Source organism: Paenibacillus sp. SZ31 (assembly GCF_012912005.1).
In the GTDB taxonomy this organism is placed as follows: Bacteria; Bacillota; Bacilli; order Paenibacillales; family Paenibacillaceae; genus Paenibacillus.
In genome coordinates, this window is record NZ_JABBEA010000018.1 from 89,922 (window position 1) to 108,860 (window position 18,939).

At 44.2% G+C, this 18,939-nt stretch carries 20 protein-coding genes and 1 tRNA gene; 2 read left to right on the forward strand and 19 right to left on the reverse strand.

All coding sequences use genetic code 11. The annotated features are described in order from the left end of the window. Positions 1–83: 83 nt before the first annotated feature. The 11 genes from HF638_RS24810 to rpsF all read right to left on the reverse strand — a co-directional run bounded on the left by HF638_RS24810 (position 84) and on the right by rpsF (position 12,150). A complete protein-coding gene (locus tag HF638_RS24810; RefSeq protein ID WP_169482669.1) occupies positions 84–2,501 on the reverse strand; it encodes a S9 family peptidase in 2,418 nt (805 codons plus the stop codon). 121 nt (positions 2,502–2,622) lie between these two features. After that, entirely contained in the window at positions 2,623–3,513 is an 891-nt protein-coding gene (locus HF638_RS24815) for a D-alanyl-D-alanine carboxypeptidase family protein (RefSeq protein WP_169482671.1), read from the reverse strand. A 252-nt stretch (positions 3,514–3,765) separates the two neighbouring features. Next, positions 3,766–5,592 carry an oligopeptide ABC transporter substrate-binding protein gene (locus tag HF638_RS24820; RefSeq protein ID WP_169482673.1) on the reverse strand — a complete coding sequence of 609 codons (1,827 nt, stop codon included), beginning with the start codon at positions 5,590–5,592 and terminating at the stop codon, positions 3,766–3,768. A gap of 19 nt (positions 5,593–5,611) precedes the next feature. Beyond that, positions 5,612–6,517 (reverse strand): ABC transporter permease, encoded by a 906-nt coding sequence (locus HF638_RS24825; protein ID WP_169482675.1) that lies wholly within the window; start codon positions 6,515–6,517, stop codon positions 5,612–5,614. Between the two features lie 29 nt (positions 6,518–6,546). Beyond that, complete coding sequence (gene opp4B, locus HF638_RS24830) at positions 6,547–7,509, reverse strand: oligopeptide ABC transporter permease (RefSeq protein WP_169482677.1); 963 nt, start codon at positions 7,507–7,509, stop codon at positions 6,547–6,549. A 7-nt stretch (positions 7,510–7,516) separates the two neighbouring features. Continuing rightward, on the reverse strand, positions 7,517–8,449 hold the full coding sequence (locus HF638_RS24835; RefSeq protein WP_211175779.1) for an ABC transporter ATP-binding protein: 933 nt from the start codon (positions 8,447–8,449) through the stop codon (positions 7,517–7,519). Positions 8,450–8,453: 4 nt separating this feature from the next. Continuing rightward, positions 8,454–9,452: an ABC transporter ATP-binding protein gene (locus tag HF638_RS24840; RefSeq protein WP_169482679.1), complete on the reverse strand. Its 999-nt coding sequence runs from the start codon at positions 9,450–9,452 to the stop codon at positions 8,454–8,456. Between the two features lie 727 nt (positions 9,453–10,179). Beyond that, positions 10,180–10,773: a M15 family metallopeptidase gene (locus HF638_RS24845; protein WP_169482681.1), complete on the reverse strand. Its 594-nt coding sequence runs from the start codon at positions 10,771–10,773 to the stop codon at positions 10,180–10,182. A gap of 219 nt (positions 10,774–10,992) precedes the next feature. Beyond that, positions 10,993–11,265 (reverse strand): 30S ribosomal protein S18, encoded by a 273-nt coding sequence (rpsR, locus tag HF638_RS24850; protein ID WP_056697535.1) that lies wholly within the window; start codon positions 11,263–11,265, stop codon positions 10,993–10,995. Positions 11,266–11,322: 57 nt separating this feature from the next. Then, the gene (gene ssb, locus HF638_RS24855) at positions 11,323–11,808 is read right to left on the reverse strand and encodes a single-stranded DNA-binding protein (RefSeq protein WP_017691432.1); all 486 of its coding nucleotides are present in this window, start codon (positions 11,806–11,808) and stop codon (positions 11,323–11,325) included. A gap of 48 nt (positions 11,809–11,856) precedes the next feature. Next, positions 11,857–12,150: a 30S ribosomal protein S6 gene (rpsF, locus tag HF638_RS24860; protein ID WP_036611944.1), complete on the reverse strand. Its 294-nt coding sequence runs from the start codon at positions 12,148–12,150 to the stop codon at positions 11,857–11,859. Between the two features lie 202 nt (positions 12,151–12,352). Between rpsF and HF638_RS24865 the strand changes: the two genes are divergently transcribed. Beyond that, positions 12,353–12,547 (forward strand): YjzC family protein, encoded by a 195-nt coding sequence (locus HF638_RS24865; protein ID WP_105406420.1) that lies wholly within the window; start codon positions 12,353–12,355, stop codon positions 12,545–12,547. A 456-nt stretch (positions 12,548–13,003) separates the two neighbouring features. Here the strand turns inward: HF638_RS24865 and HF638_RS24870 are convergent. The 4 genes from HF638_RS24870 to HF638_RS24885 all read right to left on the reverse strand — a co-directional run bounded on the left by HF638_RS24870 (position 13,004) and on the right by HF638_RS24885 (position 14,616). Beyond that, a tRNA-Ser gene (locus HF638_RS24870) sits at positions 13,004–13,094 on the reverse strand. Positions 13,095–13,197: 103 nt separating this feature from the next. Then, positions 13,198–13,407, reverse strand: a complete 210-nt coding sequence (locus HF638_RS24875; protein WP_036611950.1) for a DUF951 domain-containing protein — start codon at positions 13,405–13,407, stop codon at positions 13,198–13,200. Further along, a complete protein-coding gene (locus HF638_RS24880; RefSeq protein ID WP_169482683.1) occupies positions 13,397–14,338 on the reverse strand; it encodes a mechanosensitive ion channel family protein in 942 nt (313 codons plus the stop codon). The genes HF638_RS24875 and HF638_RS24880 overlap by 11 nt, the downstream gene beginning before the upstream one ends. Positions 14,339–14,352: 14 nt before the next feature. Next, entirely contained in the window at positions 14,353–14,616 is a 264-nt protein-coding gene (locus HF638_RS24885) for a putative Se/S carrier protein (RefSeq protein ID WP_017691427.1), read from the reverse strand. Between the two features lie 117 nt (positions 14,617–14,733). Here HF638_RS24885 and yyaC point away from each other — a divergent pair, with 117 nt between their 5' ends. Further along, on the forward strand, positions 14,734–15,339 hold the full coding sequence (gene yyaC, locus HF638_RS24890; RefSeq protein ID WP_036611957.1) for a spore protease YyaC: 606 nt from the start codon (positions 14,734–14,736) through the stop codon (positions 15,337–15,339). Here yyaC and HF638_RS24895 read toward each other — a convergent pair. From HF638_RS24895 to HF638_RS24910, 4 genes are all read right to left on the reverse strand, one after another. Next, positions 15,314–15,814 carry a DUF4446 family protein gene (locus HF638_RS24895; protein ID WP_169482685.1) on the reverse strand — a complete coding sequence of 167 codons (501 nt, stop codon included), beginning with the start codon at positions 15,812–15,814 and terminating at the stop codon, positions 15,314–15,316. The two genes, yyaC and HF638_RS24895, sit on opposite strands and share 26 nt — an antisense overlap. Before the next feature lie 139 nt (positions 15,815–15,953). Then, positions 15,954–17,114 carry an aminotransferase class V-fold PLP-dependent enzyme gene (locus tag HF638_RS24900; RefSeq protein ID WP_169482687.1) on the reverse strand — a complete coding sequence of 387 codons (1,161 nt, stop codon included), beginning with the start codon at positions 17,112–17,114 and terminating at the stop codon, positions 15,954–15,956. Between the two features lie 160 nt (positions 17,115–17,274). Beyond that, positions 17,275–18,120: a ParB/RepB/Spo0J family partition protein gene (locus HF638_RS24905; RefSeq protein ID WP_169482689.1), complete on the reverse strand. Its 846-nt coding sequence runs from the start codon at positions 18,118–18,120 to the stop codon at positions 17,275–17,277. Further along, the gene (locus tag HF638_RS24910; protein ID WP_024629525.1) at positions 18,113–18,874 is read right to left on the reverse strand and encodes a ParA family protein; all 762 of its coding nucleotides are present in this window, start codon (positions 18,872–18,874) and stop codon (positions 18,113–18,115) included. The genes HF638_RS24905 and HF638_RS24910 overlap by 8 nt, the downstream gene beginning before the upstream one ends. Positions 18,875–18,939: the final 65 nt, after the last annotated feature.

An 18,939-nucleotide genomic window follows, 5' to 3' on the forward strand; every position in this document is an offset into this window, starting at 1 on the left:
GACTCATTTTACCTCTGATCCAATAAAATAAAGCTGCCCACAGATTCGGTTGAACCTGCGGGACAGCCCTCATATCTAACGAACTATGGCTGCATCAGATGACGATTCAGGAATTTCTCAATCGCACGGTACAGATCAAGCTGATTCTCCACGTTTGCGAAGCCATGACCTTCATTGGTCTTTAACATATATGGCACATCGACTCCACGCTTGCGTAATGCTTCAACGATCTGGTCTGACTCGGCTTGTTTGACACGTGGATCATTAGCGCCCTGAACCACAAATAATGGAGCCTTCATCTGATCGATGTGGAAGAGTGGTGAAATGGCTGTTAACAGTTCCTTGTCCTTCTCAGGATCTCCTACACGTTCATAGAACATGCTGCGCTCCGATTCCCAGTAAGGTGGCAGTGAATCCAGAAGCGTGAAAATGTTGGAAGGTCCGACATAGCTAATACCAGCAGCATAGACGTCCGGTGTGAATGCCAGTCCTGCCAGAGCCGCGTATCCGCCGTAAGATCCACCATAGATCGCTACACGCTTCGGATCAACCGTTCCCTCCGCAACCAGCCAGTTCACGCCGTCTGTGAGGTCATTCTGCATGGCTTTACCCCACTCTTTATTACCTGCATCCAGGAATTGCTTACCGTACCCCGTAGAGCCACGGAAGTTCACCTGTAGAACAGCATAGCCGCGACTTGCCAGGAATTGAATCTCAGGATTGAAGCCCCATGAATCACGAGCCCAAGGACCACCATGTGGAACAACAACCAGTGGCAAGTCGGAAGCCTCCGCTCCTTGAGGCAGTGTCAGATAACCATGAAGGATTAGACCGTCACGTGAATTATACGTAATGGGCTTCATGTCCGACATTTGGCTCTCATCAATCCAAGGTGCAGCGTCAGCCAACTTATCGAGTTTGCCTGTTTTGGAATCGTAGAAATAATACGTACCCATTGCTTTGTCACTATACGCTACGAACAGTACCTGGCCTTCCTCGCTTGCATTGCTAATGCTAACTTCCTTGCCTGGTACTTTCGCTTTGATATCCTGCATTAACGTTTTGAACTCTTGATCAAAGAATTCATAGTTCACTTTGTCTGTCTCATACACAGCAGCGAGAATGGTTCCCTTTTCTTTGGAAGGGATGAAGCTGCTTACATCCACATCTTTATTTTCATAAACGGTTTTGGTTACCTTCTTGCTGCTTGGACTGTACTCTACAATTGCCGTTTTGTCTCGCTCCAAGTTGGATACAGCATAAATGTTTTTATTATCGTACGTGAACATGACTGGAGCAAAAGTCTCTCCCAGCTTCGTAGTCAGTAGCGGCTCAAACGGCTGATTCTCTGATTCACGATACAGTAACGAAGACACATTTCCATCGCTGGATACAGCCACACGAATTTTACCTTCGTGATCCGTCAGCCAGCCCGTAATATTGCCTGGATTCTCTGCCGCAAGCACAGCCTCTCCTGTCTTGATATTAATACGGTATACGTCGAAGATGCGTGGATCACGCTTGTTCATACCTACCAGAATCTCATCCGGGATATTCTCAAGCGGATCTACCAGGATGGCTCTTGTGTTAGGATACGGCGTCAGATCCTTGCTGTTTTTACCATCGATATCCGTAACATACAAGTGATAATTCTCATCCCCTGCCTTATCTTGCACGTAGAGCAGCTTGTCATTGGTTGCCCATGCAAATCCTGCGATGTTACGTTCTGTTTCGCTCGTAATGCGTACAGGCTTATCCTGACCGTTTGCGGTAACTACGATATTCATGCGATTGTTCCATGGCTCCAGGTAAGCGAGATGTTTACCATCCGGCGACATCTGGAACCCTGCCTGAGCCGGCTGTTTGAAGAAGTCCTCCAGCGGTGCAAGTCCCTCTGACTTCACATCGAGTCCGAGCGCAAGATACAGCGCATCTGCGAATTCGCCATGAGTCACCGATTGTTTGGCTTTGAATGCGCTACCTTCGATAATAAAATGCTGCTTAACCCGTGCGGCGTCATTCGCATGCACAGCTGGAATCTGATCAGAATCGCTGTATACTACCTGGATTCCGTTATCCTTCAGTTCGAATGCACGCGTGAACAACGATGCCATTTGTGCACGTGTAAGTGGTGCATCCGGGGCATAGCCTTTGGCCTTCCCTTGAATGAGCCCACCTTGCTTCAGAGCGTAGATCGCAGGCGCAGCTTCATTCTCCGGCAATACATCTGCGAAACCTGTAAGTGATGCAGGCTCATCCAGTTTAAGTACACGTTGCAGAATGACTGCCGCTTCGGCACGAGTGATCGGAGTCGTTAATTCTGTGATTTCATCTATGTATCCCAGTTGCTGTAGTGTCTGCGTAGCCTTGGATGCGATGGCTTCCGAGACTGCCGCTGTTGGTTTTACGGCTTCTGCCGCCTGTACAGCTGGTTGAATCAGTGCAATGGACATGGCCATGGTAAGCGTGAGAGCGTATACCTTTTTGCTAATCGCGTTCAAACGATTTCCCCCTTTAAAGTGAATTACATAATAATATGGAATTATACGTAAGTCATTTTACCATGATTAACCACGAGATAACAGCGAGAAGAGTCTCCTTGATGATATCCATGTTCGCACATTATTTTGAACCCGAAAATCCATAGTTGAACAACTTACGTGTCTCCACAAAACGCCCTTCACGAGTATCTGTTCCAAATACAACGGAGATCAGTCTTTTGCCATCACGTTCAGCTGTCCCAACAAAATGATATCCGGAATCCTCATCATACCCGGTCTTCAATCCGTCATTCCCATCGTAAGCATACGGCCCACCAATGGAGGACAACATCCAGTTCGTGTTACTCATGTACATTCCTTTTTGATGCATCGATACTTGCATTTGACTGGAGACTCTTAAGATCTCGGGATGGTTATTCAACAGATGTCGCGCAAGCTTGCACGCATCTATAGCCGTCATTAAGGTCTGCCCTTGTATTTCCGTCGGTCGGTTAGGACCAAGCAACTTTTCACTGAGACCCGTAGAATTTGTGAATTGTGTATCCTCAGACAGTCCAATCTGAGTTGCTTTTTGGTTCATCTGTTGCACAAACTTATGCTCTGTACCACTGATATGTTCAGCCAGAGCAACCGCTGCATCATTTGCTGAATAGACAGCTACAATCTGGAATAAATCCTTTACTGTTAATTGCTCACCCTGTTTCAGGGTCAGTTGACTGCCCCCCACCGAGCTGGCGTACAGACTCACATTCACAAGATCATCCCAGCTTATATCTCCATTAATCACAGCTTCCATCACAAGCAGTTCTGTCATCAACTTACTGACGCCCGCCGGAGCAATTTCTTCTGAGCCGTTAAAATCCATTAAGATCTGTTCGGAGTTCATATCCATCAATACAGCAGATTCAGCTTTAATTCCCGGTTTGCCTACCAGCATGTCCGGTTTCACACCCAAATATATAATGAGTAGCAGAGCCAGCAGCATACCTGTCCGTTTCCACCATTTTTTCATAAGATAATCACCTCTTACCTATATAGACGAAGTGAAGAGGCATTTTGTCTGCACTTTTTTGAAAAAAAGTTAAATTTTTTTTATTTTTTGGTTACAAAAAAAACATGAACCCCATACACCCATGCCAGAGTGTACAGAATCCATGTTTTGAAAGACACTTTTGTTCATTCTCCCAAGAGAATTCTTCATGATAATCTAGCAACCGACTTCTTAAAGGACCCCAATCCTTACAGTTGCTAATTTCAGAATGTATTACTCAGCTACAACTGCTTTGTCTGCATTGACTTGCAGGTCGCTTAGATAAACGCCTGTTCCATCACCGATTGCATAGTTCAGCACACGTTTGTTAACCGGTGCTACAACTGCACGATACAGTGTTGGGAATACAGGAACTTCATCTACCATGTATTGCTGCCATTGATTGTAGATCTCTTTACGCTTGTCTACATCGAACGCTTCAGCAGATACACCTTGTGCCAGCAATTTGTCGTTTTCTTCGCTAGAGAATCTAGAGAAGTTATACAGTGCATCACGGCCGTACAGACCAGATGGATCTACATCAATACCAACGCCCCATGCTGCTTGATACACATCAACGTTCGGATCATCTTTACCTGAGTTACCTACACGGTCATAGAAGCTGTTGAACTCAACCATTTCCAGGTTTACTTTCAAACCAATAGCAGCCCATGATTGAACATAATATTGAGCCAGTGGTTGTGCAATATCTCCACCCGTCATAGAAACAAAGTTGATTTCGAGTGGTGTTCCATCCGGATTAGTACGGAATTCACCATCCAGTTTGTAACCAGCTTCTTCAAGCAATGCTTTCGCTGCTTCTGGATCATACGTTACACCCGGATTGCTGGAATCATGGAACTCTGGGTGAGACGGCGGAATCAGAGTTGTAGCATTCCAACGCAAACCGTTATAGAAACGTTTACCTACTTGATCGTTATCTACAGCCATCCACATTGCTTTACGCAGGTTTTTGTCACCCATTTTTGCTTCAGCATTACTTTCAACTTTTCCGTTTTCTTCATCCCACGTACCCAGTTTGAAACCGATGTACGTATAAGCACGATCGATTGCGCCCAGGAATTCTACGTTGGACAGGTTAGCATTGTCTTTGTATTGATCTGTCGGGAATGCATCTACAAGGTCTACCCCGCCAGATTTCAGTTCTTGAACAACCGTTGTCGGGTTGATAACTTTCAGAGTCACTTTGTCCAGTTTTGGAGCTCCACGCCAGTAGTCTTCGTTCTTAACATAAGTTACAGACTCACCCGGAGTGATGACATCCACTTTAAATGGACCAAAACCAATTGGTTTTTCACGTACTTCTTTGGAAGAAGACATTTTCGCTACATCCATATCTCCGAAGATATGTTTAGCAAGTGGATACGTCCATACGCCACCTGTCAGCAGGGACGGAGTGGATTCTTTATACGTAATGCTGATTTGTTTGTCGCTCAGCACTTCAATACCCGAGATTGTTTTTGCTGTTCCCGCATGGAATTCTTCCATACCTACTATGCTAGTAAAGTTGGAGTCATAACGTGGACCATCATACGCTTTGTTACCAATAACCTCATAAGCAAATTGCAGATCTTCAGCCGTTACCGGCTTGCCATCATGCCAGTTTACATTGTCACGAATGGTCAGTGTAAATGTTTTTCCATCTTCAGACGTCTCATATGTTGCTGCACCATCATTGGTGTACACATAGTCTTTGTCCCATGTAAGTAATGGCTCATCGAACCATTGCAGTACCTGAACATCCGGGTTACCGGAATAGAAGTTGTAGTTCAGTGTACCTTCAAAAGCAGTATCCGATACAAGTCCGAATGTAATCGATCCACCTTCGATCGCAGTACCTTCATTCGTTTTGACATTGTTGAAGTCTTCAATGGAGTAAACGCCCTCTTCATTAGCAGGTTTTTCCTCTGTTTTTCCCTCTTCTGTGTTTGTAGTTGGAGCTGGAGTAGCTGCTTCTTTCTCCGAGCATGCTGCGAGCACCAATACAAAGACCAGCATCATCGTGAAAAATAGTCCCCGTGAAAATAATCCCTTTTTCATGAACCTTTCCTCCCTTTTTTTAACCTCTTCTTTGTCTTGCATCAGTCGCACGCTTTAGGGCTTGACCGACATTATTTATACTCAACATCAATACCAGGATCAGCACCGATGCGGGTAGCCATATCCACCATCTGGATTCCAGGGTTTGCGGATTACGTGCATAACTTACGAGTGTTCCAAGACTGGGTGTGCTTTCGGGAAAACCAAACCCGAGGAAAGACAGCCCGGATTCGAGGCCAATGTTGGCAGCGAGATTCAATGTCATCGTTACGATGATAATGGAGCTCAGATTCGGAAGAACCTGTGAGAGCATAATCTTCAGATGAGAAGAGCCCAATGTTTTTGAAGCTTTTACATAGTCCAGCTCCCGTTCCTGTAACGCTTTGGAGCGAATTAGTCTGGCAATACCCATCCAGAGAAACGCCGTCATGATTAGAGAGAACGAGATGATATTGTATTTCGGTACTGCTGTAACAAACGCGATAACAATCATCAGCATGGGAAGGATCATGAAGAAATCAACAACACGCATAAACAGGTTGTCAATCATTCCACCGAAATAACCGGATAAAAGGCCAATTAAGATACCTATGAAGCCAGTCATTAACGTTACGATAATTCCAATGCTCAGCGAGTTACGTGTACCGATGACCAGTTGGCCGAATACATCACGACCTCCATAGTCTGTTCCAAGCCAATATTTCGCGGATGGCGGTTCATATAAGGCAAACAGATCCACGCGTACGATATCATCCTGATTCAGAATGAGAGACGTGCCATATACCAGCAACATGACCAAGCCCAAGAAAATGAGCGAGATTAGTGCCACCTTATCTCTGACAAGCTCCCTCCATAAAATATTTAAGCTAGAGGGGCTTTTATCAACCTTTTGTGAAGTTACAACTACCTCGTTGGCCTTGCTCATCTTGTTTTCACCCCGAAATCTTCAAGTTCTTACTTGATCCGTATACGTGGATCTACAATTCCTAGAATTATGTCAGACAGCAATGCCCCGAGAATGGAGGCTACGCCATATAACAATACGAGTGCAGTCACAACGCTGAAGTCACGCAATGAGATGGAACTCAGGAACAACTGCCCCATACCTGGATAACTGAATATGCTTTCTATAAATACCGTACCTCCGATAAGTCCTGTGATCTCATATCCGAAGAATGCAGCGATAGGTAATAGCGAGTTCCTCAAGATATGTCTGTTGTAGATCCGGGATTCCGAGGCACCTTTGGCTCTCGCAGTAATAACGAATTCCTTATGCTTGATATCAATGATCTCACTACGCAAATATTGAACGGTAGATACCGTTGTAATCAGTGCCATGGATAGTGCTGGTAATAACAGATGGTAGAACTTACTCATGACGTAGCTGAATGTACCTGGTGTAAGTCCAGGTGCAACACTTCCTCCTGTTGGGAACCAGCCGAAGTGGAATCCGAAGATCCATACCATCACCAGTGCGAAAATAAACAATGGTGCAGCAAAGCCCAGGTAGGTGTAACCCGTGATCAACCGGTCAGACCAGGTATCGTTGTAACGACCACTGATGATACCCAGTGGAATCGCGATCAGGTAAGTCAGCACAAGTGTCGCCAGTGCAAGCCAGAATGTGTTTGCTACACGCTGACCAATCAGGTCAGTAACCGGCATTTTGAAGCGGAAGGATTGTCCAAAATCACCTTGTACGGCGTTTTTGATCCAGTCCCAATATTGCACGTACCAGGGATTATTCAATCCCAATCTCTCTCGCTGGGCTTCCAATGCTTTGGGATCAACGCTTGGATCAAGCAATCCGGTTAACGCGTCGCCCGGCATGGCCTTGGCCATCAGAAAGACTAAAAGACTTAGTAAAAAGATCTGAGGGATCATTATGATAATTCTGCGTACTATCGTTTTCCACATATGGCCTTCAACCTTTCTGAGGTAGAGCTACTCGGTGAGTATCGGAAATGGATTTGAGCGAGTATGCAAGCCCTTCCTCATCAAAGAAATTTCGGTATGAATGTTCATACTCCGTTTTGACCTGTTGACGGAAGGCTACCATTTCCTCTCGTTTGGTTGGGTCCATATCCGGAATGGCTGCAATAAGACGTTTGGTGTAGATGTGCTGCGGATTCTCAAAAATATCATTCGTTGTTCCCTGTTCCACATATCGACCTTTATACATAATCCCAATCTCATCACACATATGGCGGATGATGCCGAGATCATGACTGATGAACAGGTACGTCAGATTCAGTTCTTTTTGAATTTCCTGCATAAAATTGAGTACTTGGGCCTGTACCGATACATCCAGTGCAGATACAGGTTCATCAGCAATGATCAGCTTCGGTTTTAGTGCAATAGCACGTGCAATGCCGATCCGTTGACGCTGCCCGCCTGAGAATTCATGGGGATATTTGTAGATTGATTCCGGACTCAAACCAACCTTTTCAAGTAATTCTCTTACTTGTCTTTTCTCCTCGGTAGCTGTCAGACGCTCATAGTTACGAAACGGCTCAGCGATGATATCAATAACCCGCTTCTTCGGATTCAGTGATGAATATGGATCTTGAAAGATCATTTGTACATCCCGTTGAAGCTGCCTGTTCTTCCGTCGCTCGGTAGCCAGATTCTTACCGTTAAACAGGATCTTTCCATCAGTGACATGATTCAGCCCAATAATGGCTCTTCCTGTGGTTGTCTTGCCTGAACCGGATTCACCAACCAAACCGTAGGTCTGTCCTTGTTCAATGGAGAAGCTAACACCATCAACAGCCTTTACACTGCCAATTTCCCGTTTGAGCAATCCACCGCGAATCGGAAAATGTATCTTGAGTCCTTCTACTTCGAGTAATGCCATTATGTTATTCCTCCTCAGCTTGGTCAGGGAAATGAAAGTGCTGGTAACAGGTACACCGTACATAGTGGCCTGGTGCAATTTCATGCATCTGTGGGTTCTCTTCATGAGCCGAATCACTAATCCATGGAATTCGGGCTTTGAATCTGCACCCTTTGCGAGGAAGATTTTTGAGTGAAGGCACGATGCCTTGGATGACATGCAATTTGGATCCTTCTTCAGATAGGGTGGGAATCGAGTTCAACAGTGAACGTGTATACGGATGCTTCGCATCATTCATCAGTGTGAAGATATCTGCGATTTCAACAATTTCTCCTGCATACATAACTGCAACGCGATCAGCCATCTCGGCTACGACACCCAGGTCATGTGTAATCAGAATAATGCCTGCGTTAATTTCGTTCTTCAGATCACGGATCAGCTCCAGAATCTGTAGTTGAATCGTAACGTCAAGCGCCGTCGTAGGTTCATCGGCTATGAGTAGTTCTGGTTTGTTGGCAATCGCGATGGCAATGACAATTCTCTGTCTCATACCACCAGATAATTCGTGGGGATACTGCTTGTATATTTGTTCGGGACGTGGAATCCCTACCTGATTCAATAAGTGAATAACCTTTTCTCTCTTCTCTCTGGAAGACAGCTTGGACTGATGAAGTGTAAGAATCTCTTCAATCTGTTCACCAATAATCATTAGAGGATTTAGTGCGGACAATGGGTCTTGAAAAATCATGCCCATTTCTTTGCCGCGTAGCTTGTTCAACTTGCTTGGGGAGATGTTGGCAATATCTTGTCCTTTATAGAGAATCTGGCCTTCAATTTTTGCTTTGTTATGCAAACCCATAAGAGAGAATGCAAAAGCACTTTTGCCTGACCCGGATTCGCCTACAATCGCCAACACTTCATTTTTCTTCACCTTAAGGTTAACGTGATCCACTGCTGCGTAATAGTCATCTTCAATTCTGAATGATGTTGTTAGATTTCTGACTTCCAATAGCTCTGTATTCAAATCAATCACCCTAACCCCATAATTTCCGTAGATTGTATTCGTGTGTAGAAGAATGCATCCACTGTATATTTCCAAGTTCTTGAAGATAACGAACAATAGCTTATACAAAATACCAAATCTTTAGGAGAAACAAGTTTAAGAGACTTTTATTTAGACCATTGGTCAATTAATGTTGATAAATCCTAGCGGAATTATATTACAAAATAATTAATGTAATCATACGTGTAATTTTATCTGACGTCAATGCTTATTTTGAGATTTTTGGTATAAATGTTTTTTATACCACAGATTTGGATATTAGTAATATTATAAAGGTATATGGCAAGGGGTTTGAGAGATTCTATCCTACTTTTAACTATGAGGTGTATATGATCAAATAATCATTTCAATATATACATTACATAATAGTTACATAAGATGTATATGTATATGTTGTAGTCAGTAGGAAAATTAAAGTTAATGTGAGGTAAATGTTATATATTTTAGTTTTAACTATTTTCAATCGATAGCTTAACTCTATTTAATCGGAGCCATTATTCTTACATTTGATATAATAAGTTCGACCAAAGTAAAAAATCTAGTTATTATAGTATAGTTTCATTTATTTGCTGATGTAAAGACCAAATTGTCATCTTTTATCATTTATTTTACAAAAGAAAGAAAAAATCCCTGCAAAATGCAGAGATTTTCTAATATTTATTCATATAAGTGTATATTAAGTACATTTTTATTGAGAGTCTGGAGGTCTTTTACCTCGTTTTAACTCATTGATACTCAAACCAAAATCCATCTGCAAGTGAGGATAGTCCGGAAAGTTAGCCCAGTCACCACCCCAAGTGAAACCCAACTCTTTCGCGAGATCCACGACTTCCATCCAGTCTGCCTTGCCATTCCCGTTATCATCCCGTTCCATATCCCACACCACATCACCCTCAGGCGTTCTCAGTGCAAAATCAATAGCTAATCCATAGTTATGATATGATTCACCACCACGCGCATTCGTAACGATACTGCCTGTACTTGAGCGTCCTTGGTTAAATAGTGCATCTTGCTCCTCGGAACTTCGGTAGCCGTGGGTTATAACAATCTCTATTCCACGTCTGGCTGCCTTACGTACCAATAATTCCTCATTCTCTGCTACCACAGGATGAAGGCCGGTGATCGGCACAGCATCTTGAAGCGTTGTTCCTGGCCACATATTATCTATATCACCTTTTTGCTGTAACCATACATATATAATGGAAAGTAAAAGAGTAGCTACAATCCAGGTTTTTAGACTTTTCCTTTTTCTCTGCTTGCCTTTACGTTGTGATGTATTCATATCCACTCCTGATGTTTATTCTGAAATAAACAGCTATTCATGCTGCCTGACCTTTTCAGTAGATTAGACTCTATTATAATTCATTTGAGCCTTGAATGCCTCTATCACCACAATATTTGATTCTCTGAATTGTTAGAGTGAACATGTTATTTCAATTTATACATACAAAAAAAGCACCCGGCTATAAGCCGACTGCTTCGTATGCAAGCTGAGTAAAAACTACTCAGTTGTGTATGGCAATAATGCGATTTGACGGGAGCGTTTGATTGCAATCGTCAGAGCACGTTGATATTTAGCGCTAGTACCTGTTACACGGCGTGGCAAAATTTTTCCACGTTCGCTGATAAATTTACGAAGCAAGTCCGTATCTTTATAATCGATGTGAGTAATTTTGTTAGCTGTGAAGAAGCACACTTTACGACGTTTATTACGGCCGCCACGACGTGCCGGTCTTTTATCGTTGTCTCCGCCTTCTCTTTGCTTGAAGCCCATGCTTTTCAGTCCTTTCCTATCATGTAACCCATATCCTCAAGAGAATATCAGCTCATGTTAAAATGGCAAATCATCATCCGATATATCAATCGGTTTTCCGTCATCGGAAAAAGGATCCTGATTGTTGCTACGCGAATTATTGTTATTGTTCGCGCGTCCGCCGCCTCCATAAGAAGGCTCTTCACGCATTGGTTGCCCACCGCCGCCACCGCTATTATCACGGTTAGCTGACTCCAAGAAACGGACATTATCGGCAATGACTTCGGTCACGTATACACGTTTTCCTTCGTTATTCTCGTAGTTCCGTACTTGAATGCGTCCTTCGACTGCAGCCAGGCGTCCTTTGCGCAAGTAGTTCGCACAGGTCTCGGCAAGCTGTCTCCAGGTTACGACCGGAATGAAATCGGCTTCCTTTTCTCCCCCTTGGCTTGTAAACGGTCTGTCCACTGCCAAAGTAAATTGCGTAACTGCCACTCCTGCTGGAGTGTAACGCAACTCAGGATCCCGGGTTAACCGTCCGATCAGAATGACACGGTTCAACAATGTAATCCCCTCCTTCAGAGCGTATTGGTGCGTTAATCACGAGTAGTCTTAAGCAGACTTAACGTCGTTGGTAATGAGATAACGAATTACTTCGTCAGAAATCTTCATGAGACGCTCAAGTTCAGTTACAACTGCTGGTTCAGCAGTGAAATGTACCAGAACATAAAAACCATCACGGAATTTCTTGATCTCATACGCAAGACGGCGTTTACCCATAACGTCGTGAGCTGTAACTTCACCACCGCCGTTGGAGATGATGCCTTGGAATTTATCGACTGTAGCTTGAACAACTTCTTGCTCAATGTCAGGACGAATAATGTACATCACTTCATATTTGCGCATAATTTTCACCTCCTTATGGACTCTGGCCCTCAATCTAGGTTGAGAGCAAGGAACGAGCACAAACTCGAACTATATTAATATAACAAATACCGAGTCAAAGTGCAAGCAAACGTTCCCTGTACATATTGGCACATGATCACCCCAGCTATGGAGCACACTACAGATGCAACAATGTAACATATTCTGCAGAGGAGGTTTTATCATGGGTGAAAAAACCGAGTTTGAGCCCGGAGACAAAGCACCAAATGATGGAGAGTACACGGAAGTCGGGGAAAAAAGCTTTGTCTCGGAAATTCAGAACCCGAAGCGGGTAACGCTGCAAAAAGGCGAAGCTTTTCCCGAGACAAGCAATCATAATCGCAAGTGGAAGAAGCTAACCAAAGCCCGCGTCCACTAATCGCAATACCTTTTTTTAAGATCCATGTATATAAAACGGAATAAAGCACATAATACAATCAGGCGGTGCACGAGAGAGGTGTGGTTCCGTTGGACAACGAAGCCGATCATTCGCTGTTGGAGATTCATCACGTAATTTAAGAAGCAAGTGGTTATGTGTTGTAAGGCCCTTCGTCTGAAAAACACGTATTGCTACGTGCAGTACACCAGGTTTCTGATTGTTACGACCGATTGTTTTCTAACAAACAAATGCACCGCCGGATAAAGAGCCCTTCGGGGCTCTTTATTTTTCGTTTAAGTAGTACTGATCCAGCTAATAAGTATAAATACATGTTCATTTCGTAGTCGATATATTCGTATTCAATATAACGATAAACAAAAAAGACTTCCCTAATGGAAGTCTTCTTATCGATCTTTTTATTGAACTCAATGTGTATTGAGTAAATTGTAAATGAAGTGGCGGAAAGGGTGGGATTCGAACCCACGCACGCTGTGACACGCCTAACTGATTTCGAGTCAGCCCCCTTGGGCCTCTTGGGTACCTTTCCGCAGCAATATTGATTATAGCATGATCATTTACAGAACGCAACACCCGTACGGAGCCTGCATGTAAACGTTATTTTGAGTACCGAATTCCGAATCATTCCAAGGTCAGGATTCAGTGGAATCTTCCGCTGAGCGGAGTACCTTCTTCATGTTTTTCTCGAATTTTGCTCTTGGAATCAACACACTGTGTTTACATCCAACACACTTGATCCGAATATCCATACCCATTCGAATGATCTCCATCTCATTACTGCCACAGGGATGCTGCTTCTTCATCTGCACGATATCCCCAAGCTGGAAACTTTTACGCTCCACCTGTGCCATCCCCCTCATCTTTCTCCAAAGCTACCGCCTGTTCCAATGCTGCTTGATTACTCATCTCATGATACTCCAGCGTTTTTTTCACATCGCCCTGAATCTGACGTTCCACAGAAGCACGAGAGTTAGGCATACATTCAGCCACAATTCGCACCACATATTCTGACGTAGACATCGACTGTATACCGAGTACATCTGGGACCTTCACAATATTTAGATCACGCTCTTCAATCCCAACCAAAGACTTCTTCACCAGGTGTACAGACTCATCGAGACTCAAGTCCGCCTTCATCGGAATATCCACTACAGCTAGCGAATTCGACATGGAGTAGTTCGTTACACTTGCAATCGCGCCGTTGGGGATAATGTGCACCTCACCTTGCCAGCTAACCAGTTTGGTAGTTCTAAGTCCGATCACCTCAACCGTTCCCTTGTAGGTTCCCGTCTGAATAACATCCCCCACAGCGAATTGATCCTCCAGTATAATGAAGAAACCCGTAATAACATCCTTGACCAAACCCTGTGCACCGAAACCAATGGCAAGCCCTAGCACACCAGCACTCGCTAGTAGCGGCCCAACTTGGATATTGATCTCAGATAACAGTAGCAGAATCATAATAAAATTACATGTTATGGAGGTCGCATTTTTCAGCAGTTCCCCTACAGTTACGAATCTGCGCGGATTCACGCGAATCTTGCCTTCCTGCTTACGTTCCATGGAACGATCTATAATTCGATATACAACCTTTATGACGATACGGGTGATGATAAAAATAATGATGATTCGGATTGAACTGAACATAATATTAAGCCACATATCGGGATCAGCAATTTTGTTCCAGATTTGATCTGTCCAACGAAGAGCTTCATCCACGGCCGCTACCGCACCGCGACCACCAATCCCTTGAACAAATTGAAATGGCAACATCCATCATCTCTCCTCTACATCGGTATGTTATCATAGCTGTCTTCTGTTTTGAAATAGAGGCCTCGGATCTCTACGAACTCATTACGAATGATCTTTTGCACTCGCTCCAGATCCTCTTTTGGAAACTGGATACATAGTGCACAACCTGCTGTAATTTCTTTTGGCGTAGGGAACAAATCGATCTCTATCTCGGCAAATTCCAGCAGCATTTCAGCACGCAGTGCCTGCTGGGTTGAATCAAACGCTATCAGCATCCAATCATTAATCCATTCGTCCATGTCCGGCTCCTTTCGCCATGCGTCCAACCCTTGAGAAAAAGCTTGTCCTCGTGAAGTATAAAACGCTCTACCTTTCCATATACTGTTACTACTATTCCAAGGGAAAGGATAGATCCTATGAATCCTACTTCGCGTTCCTTTTCATCACAAGACATGACCAGTCTGAAAATCCCCCATACCGATCCAGGCATTCACTCAGCCATTACCCATCGTTTAATGTTCCACCTCTATAAAGCCCATTCTCTGCAAAATGTAGTGATCGTCTGCATCGGCACAGATCGCTCAACAGGCGACTGTCTTGGTCCTCTGGTCGGATCAGCACTTTCCAAGTGGGACAGCCCTTTATTCCATTTGTATGGTACCTTGGATGAACCAGTCCATGCGATGAACCTTCAGGATACGCTCCACAACATACAGAAAACACACCATAACCCTTATGTGATTGGCATTGACGCCTGTCTTGGGCAGTCATCCAGTGTAGGCTGCATTCAAGTCGTGAATGGTCCACTCAAGCCGGGTGCAGGGGTAAATAAAGAATTACCGCCGGTCGGCGATATCCATCTGACAGGTATCGTTAACGTCGGCGGCTTTATGGAGTACTTTGTTCTACAGAACACGCGGCTCAGTCTCGTTATGCGCATGTCCGAAATTATATCCAGCAGTCTATACTCGGCCATCCGGGAATGGCATACACGTTCTACTCTGCTTGCTGTGCCAGAGTAATAGCTTCCTTTTCCTCTGGGGACAGAGTGTACGTGGACTCTCCCCCTTTAAGAGGTTTTGCATATACATAAGAACCGTCGCGGTTATATATCCCCGTAAGAATCATGCCATCCTGGCTATCGTTAATCATGGCCATCGAGAAGCTCAGATCACTACCATTCTCTCCATAAGCATTGTATCTTTTTACGCCAACTTTACCTTGAATGCGGGTCAGCTTTTGCATGACAACTTGCAGCTGATTCGTTTGCAGTTTGTGTTCATCCTCAATGCTGTCCATCTGAATTTTCAGATTAATGAGCAGCGATTCCAGGTCCTCTACTCCACTGCCAGCCATCATGGCTTCATATTTACGTTTAAACTTTCGTAACTTTGCCCCTTGAGCAATACTCACAATCAGCAAGATCACCGTAAGTAATGCCATTCCGCCAATAATCCATAACAGCTGTTCCAGAATCAGCTCGTTTAATTCAGCCATGTAATTGCAACTACCCCTCTATATTTTTGATCAGATTAACGTCTGTCTGTATTATTATCATTCATTATAAATCAACCCGATATTCATCAGATTAATCATGCAGCTCTGTACCAAATGAGTTCGCCATTTCAACTCTAAACTAGTCTTTGTCTACCCGTGTCAACTCCAACACTGCCTTAACGAGTGTATCCACATGTTCTCTGGTCGAATTGTACCCCACACTGGCCCTTACCGCTCCAGTAGCGGTTGTACCAGCAGATTCGTGTGCAAGCGGTGTGCAATGAAAACCAGAGCGAACCGCAATTCCATAATTCCGATCTAATCGGAAGGCGAGTTGTGCTGGATCATACCCATCCACAGTAAAGGATACTAATCCGGTACGTGGCTGTCCAATCTCTGGACCGAGCATTCGAATGCCCTTAACGGATGACAACCCAGCCATCATATGTTGGGTCAACTCCCACTCATGTTGGTAGATGAGCGCTGGTGTCATCTCAAGTACATGCTTCACACCCGCATTCAGTCCTGCAATCCCAACGGTATTCGGCGTCCCCGCTTCATACCGATCAGGACGCACCTTCGGCTGCTCCAGCGCTTCTGACTGACTTCCTGTTCCTCCATGAAGTAAAGGCTCTATATCGAGCTCAGGAGCAATGTACAAGCCTCCTGTCCCCTGAGGACCAAGCAATCCCTTGTGTCCCGGGAATGCAAGCATATCAATATTCAGTTGTTGTACATTCACAGGCATAACCCCAGCACTTTGAGCTGCATCTACCAACAAGATCGCTTGATGTTTACGACACAGGAGCGAAATTTCACCAATAGGAAGAATACTGCCAAGCAGATTGGAACTATGTGTACATACCACTAATCTGGTATTCGAACGAAACATACGTTCCATTAGCTTCAGATCAATAGCTCCCGCAGCATTAACAGGTACATAATCAATCTCCACATTTCGGAGTCTGCGCATATACTCTAGTGGTCGTCTGACTGAGTTATGTTCCGCCATGGTGGCAATCACATGATCGCCTTCCTTGAGCGAACCTTGAATAGCCAGATTTAGCGCTTCTGTCGTATTCGATCCGAATGCAATATCATTCGCATTCTTAATACCAAAAATATTAGATATAGATCTTCTGGCCTCGAACAGTACACGACTTGCCTGAACAGCCATCCGGTGACTGCCTCTGCCAGGATTGGCTCCTGCAATCTCCAGTGCACTCAGCATCGCATCACCGACAGCAGGTGGTTTCGGCCAAGATGTTGCTGCATGATCTAGATAGATAACTCCCTCCACCTTACAACCACCTCTGTCCCATTAATTAATTATTCGCCTGCACATACTGCACATCTAACTCTGTAAAAAAAGAATGACATATCGTTTCTCCATGGTACAGAGGCGATATGTCATGACATGAGTAAGCCCCGCATGTTGTTATGAATCATCGATCCGACTATTATTGTAACAATTCCAATAGCCGTTCCAGATCCTGTTGACTGTAGTAGTTGAGCTCAATTTTACCTTTATCTTTGTTGTGCTTAATTTTCACTGTTGTTTTGAAACGTTCACGCAGTGACTCTTCCACCGTATCAATGAACGGATCTTTCTTCTTCAACTTCGATTTGGCTTTTGCCTCACCCATCTTGGAACGATCCAGTTGTTGAACAGCTTCCTCCAACTCACGCACACTCCATTGCTGATCAATGGTTTGTTTGGCAAGTTGCTTCACCATAACCTCATCTTTAACACCCACGATCGCACGTGCATGTCCCATAGATAATGTTCCACGTGAAACATGATCTTTTACTTCTTCCGGCAATGATAACAGACGCAAGAAGTTAGCAATGTGAGAACGTGATTTACCAACTTTTACAGACAACTCTTCTTGAGTCAACGCGAATTGGTCCATTAACCCTTGATAAGCAACTGCAACTTCCATGGCATTCAGATTCTCCCGTTGCAGATTCTCGATCAATGCAATCTCCATTACCTGCTGATCACTGAAGTTGCGGACTACAGCGGGTACGGTGGCATTACCACAATATTGGGATGCTCTGAACCGCCGCTCTCCGGCAATAATCTCATAACCTCGCAATACAGGACGTACAATAATGGGTTGTATGACACCATGCTGCCGAATGGACTCAGCCAGTTCATGTATTGCGCCCTCATCAAACACCTTACGTGGTTGATAGGGGTTAGCCCGCAGTTGACTAATCGGGATTTCTACGACTTTATCATCGTCATTAATTGAAAGCGAAGGAATGAGGGCATCAAGACCTTTTCCAAGCCGCTTACTCATAAGAAATCACTTCCTTTGCGAGCTCTAAATAAACTTCCGCCCCTCTTGACCGAGGGTCATACGTGATAATCGATTGACCATGAGATGGTGCTTCACTAAGCCGTACGTTACGCGGAATAATCGTTTGATATACTTTTTGTTGAAAATACTTCTTCACTTCTTCAATAACCTGTATCCCCAGATTGGTCCGTGCATCAAACATCGTCAGCAATACCCCTTCAATCTGCAGGGATGTATTCAGATGTTTTTGTACCAGACGAACCGTATTAAGCAACTGGCTTAATCCTTCAAGTGCATAGTACTCACACTGAATCGGAATGATCACCGAATCGGAAGCGGTTAACGAATTGATCGTCAACATACCAAGAGAAGGTGGGCAATCGATCAGTATGTAATCATAGTTTTTTTTCACCATGGCGAGTGATTTTTTCAGGCGAACTTCCCGTGATATCGTGGAAACCAATTCAATCTCGGCTCCGGCAAGCTGAATCGTTGCAGGTATGATATGAAGGCCTTCAATCTGAGTCTCCACAATCGCTTCTTGAGGAGGAACCTCATTAATAATGACATCATATATACAATTAGCCACATCTGCTTTATTGATTCCGACTCCGCTGGTTGTATTCCCCTGAGGGTCAATATCGACAAGCAATACTCTTTTCCCGAGTGAAGCCAGTCCTGCACCCAAGTTAACAGATGTCGTCGTTTTCCCCACACCGCCCTTTTGATTTGCTACGGCCATAATCTTAGACAATTACTTCACCTCAAATAAAATAGGAGTCTTTTCTTGTAGGTTGTGAGATATTGTTAACAAAAAGC

Bases quoted from the DNA above. Each gene is read 5' to 3' on its own strand.
- HF638_RS24815 (WP_169482671.1), bottom strand. From the start codon at position 3,513: ATGAAAAAATGGTGGAAACGGACAGGTATGCTGCTGGCTCTGCTACTC.
- HF638_RS24820 (WP_169482673.1), bottom strand. From the start codon at position 5,592: ATGAAAAAGGGATTATTTTCACGGGGACTATTTTTCACGATGATGCTG.
- HF638_RS24825 (WP_169482675.1), bottom strand. From the start codon at position 6,517: ATGAGCAAGGCCAACGAGGTAGTTGTAACTTCACAAAAGGTTGATAAA.
- opp4B (WP_169482677.1), bottom strand. From the start codon at position 7,509: ATGTGGAAAACGATAGTACGCAGAATTATCATAATGATCCCTCAGATC.
- HF638_RS24835 (WP_211175779.1), bottom strand. From the start codon at position 8,449: ATGGCATTACTCGAAGTAGAAGGACTCAAGATACATTTTCCGATTCGC.
- HF638_RS24845 (WP_169482681.1), bottom strand. From the start codon at position 10,773: ATGAATACATCACAACGTAAAGGCAAGCAGAGAAAAAGGAAAAGTCTA.
- rpsR (WP_056697535.1), bottom strand. From the start codon at position 11,265: ATGGGCTTCAAGCAAAGAGAAGGCGGAGACAACGATAAAAGACCGGCA.
- rpsF (WP_036611944.1), bottom strand. From the start codon at position 12,150: ATGCGCAAATATGAAGTGATGTACATTATTCGTCCTGACATTGAGCAA.
- HF638_RS24865 (WP_105406420.1), top strand. From the start codon at position 12,353: ATGGGTGAAAAAACCGAGTTTGAGCCCGGAGACAAAGCACCAAATGAT.
- HF638_RS24880 (WP_169482683.1), bottom strand. From the start codon at position 14,338: ATGTTGCCATTTCAATTTGTTCAAGGGATTGGTGGTCGCGGTGCGGTA.
- HF638_RS24885 (WP_017691427.1), bottom strand. From the start codon at position 14,616: ATGGACGAATGGATTAATGATTGGATGCTGATAGCGTTTGATTCAACC.
- yyaC (WP_036611957.1), top strand. From the start codon at position 14,734: ATGAATCCTACTTCGCGTTCCTTTTCATCACAAGACATGACCAGTCTG.
- HF638_RS24895 (WP_169482685.1), bottom strand. From the start codon at position 15,814: ATGGCTGAATTAAACGAGCTGATTCTGGAACAGCTGTTATGGATTATT.
- HF638_RS24905 (WP_169482689.1), bottom strand. From the start codon at position 18,120: ATGAGTAAGCGGCTTGGAAAAGGTCTTGATGCCCTCATTCCTTCGCTT.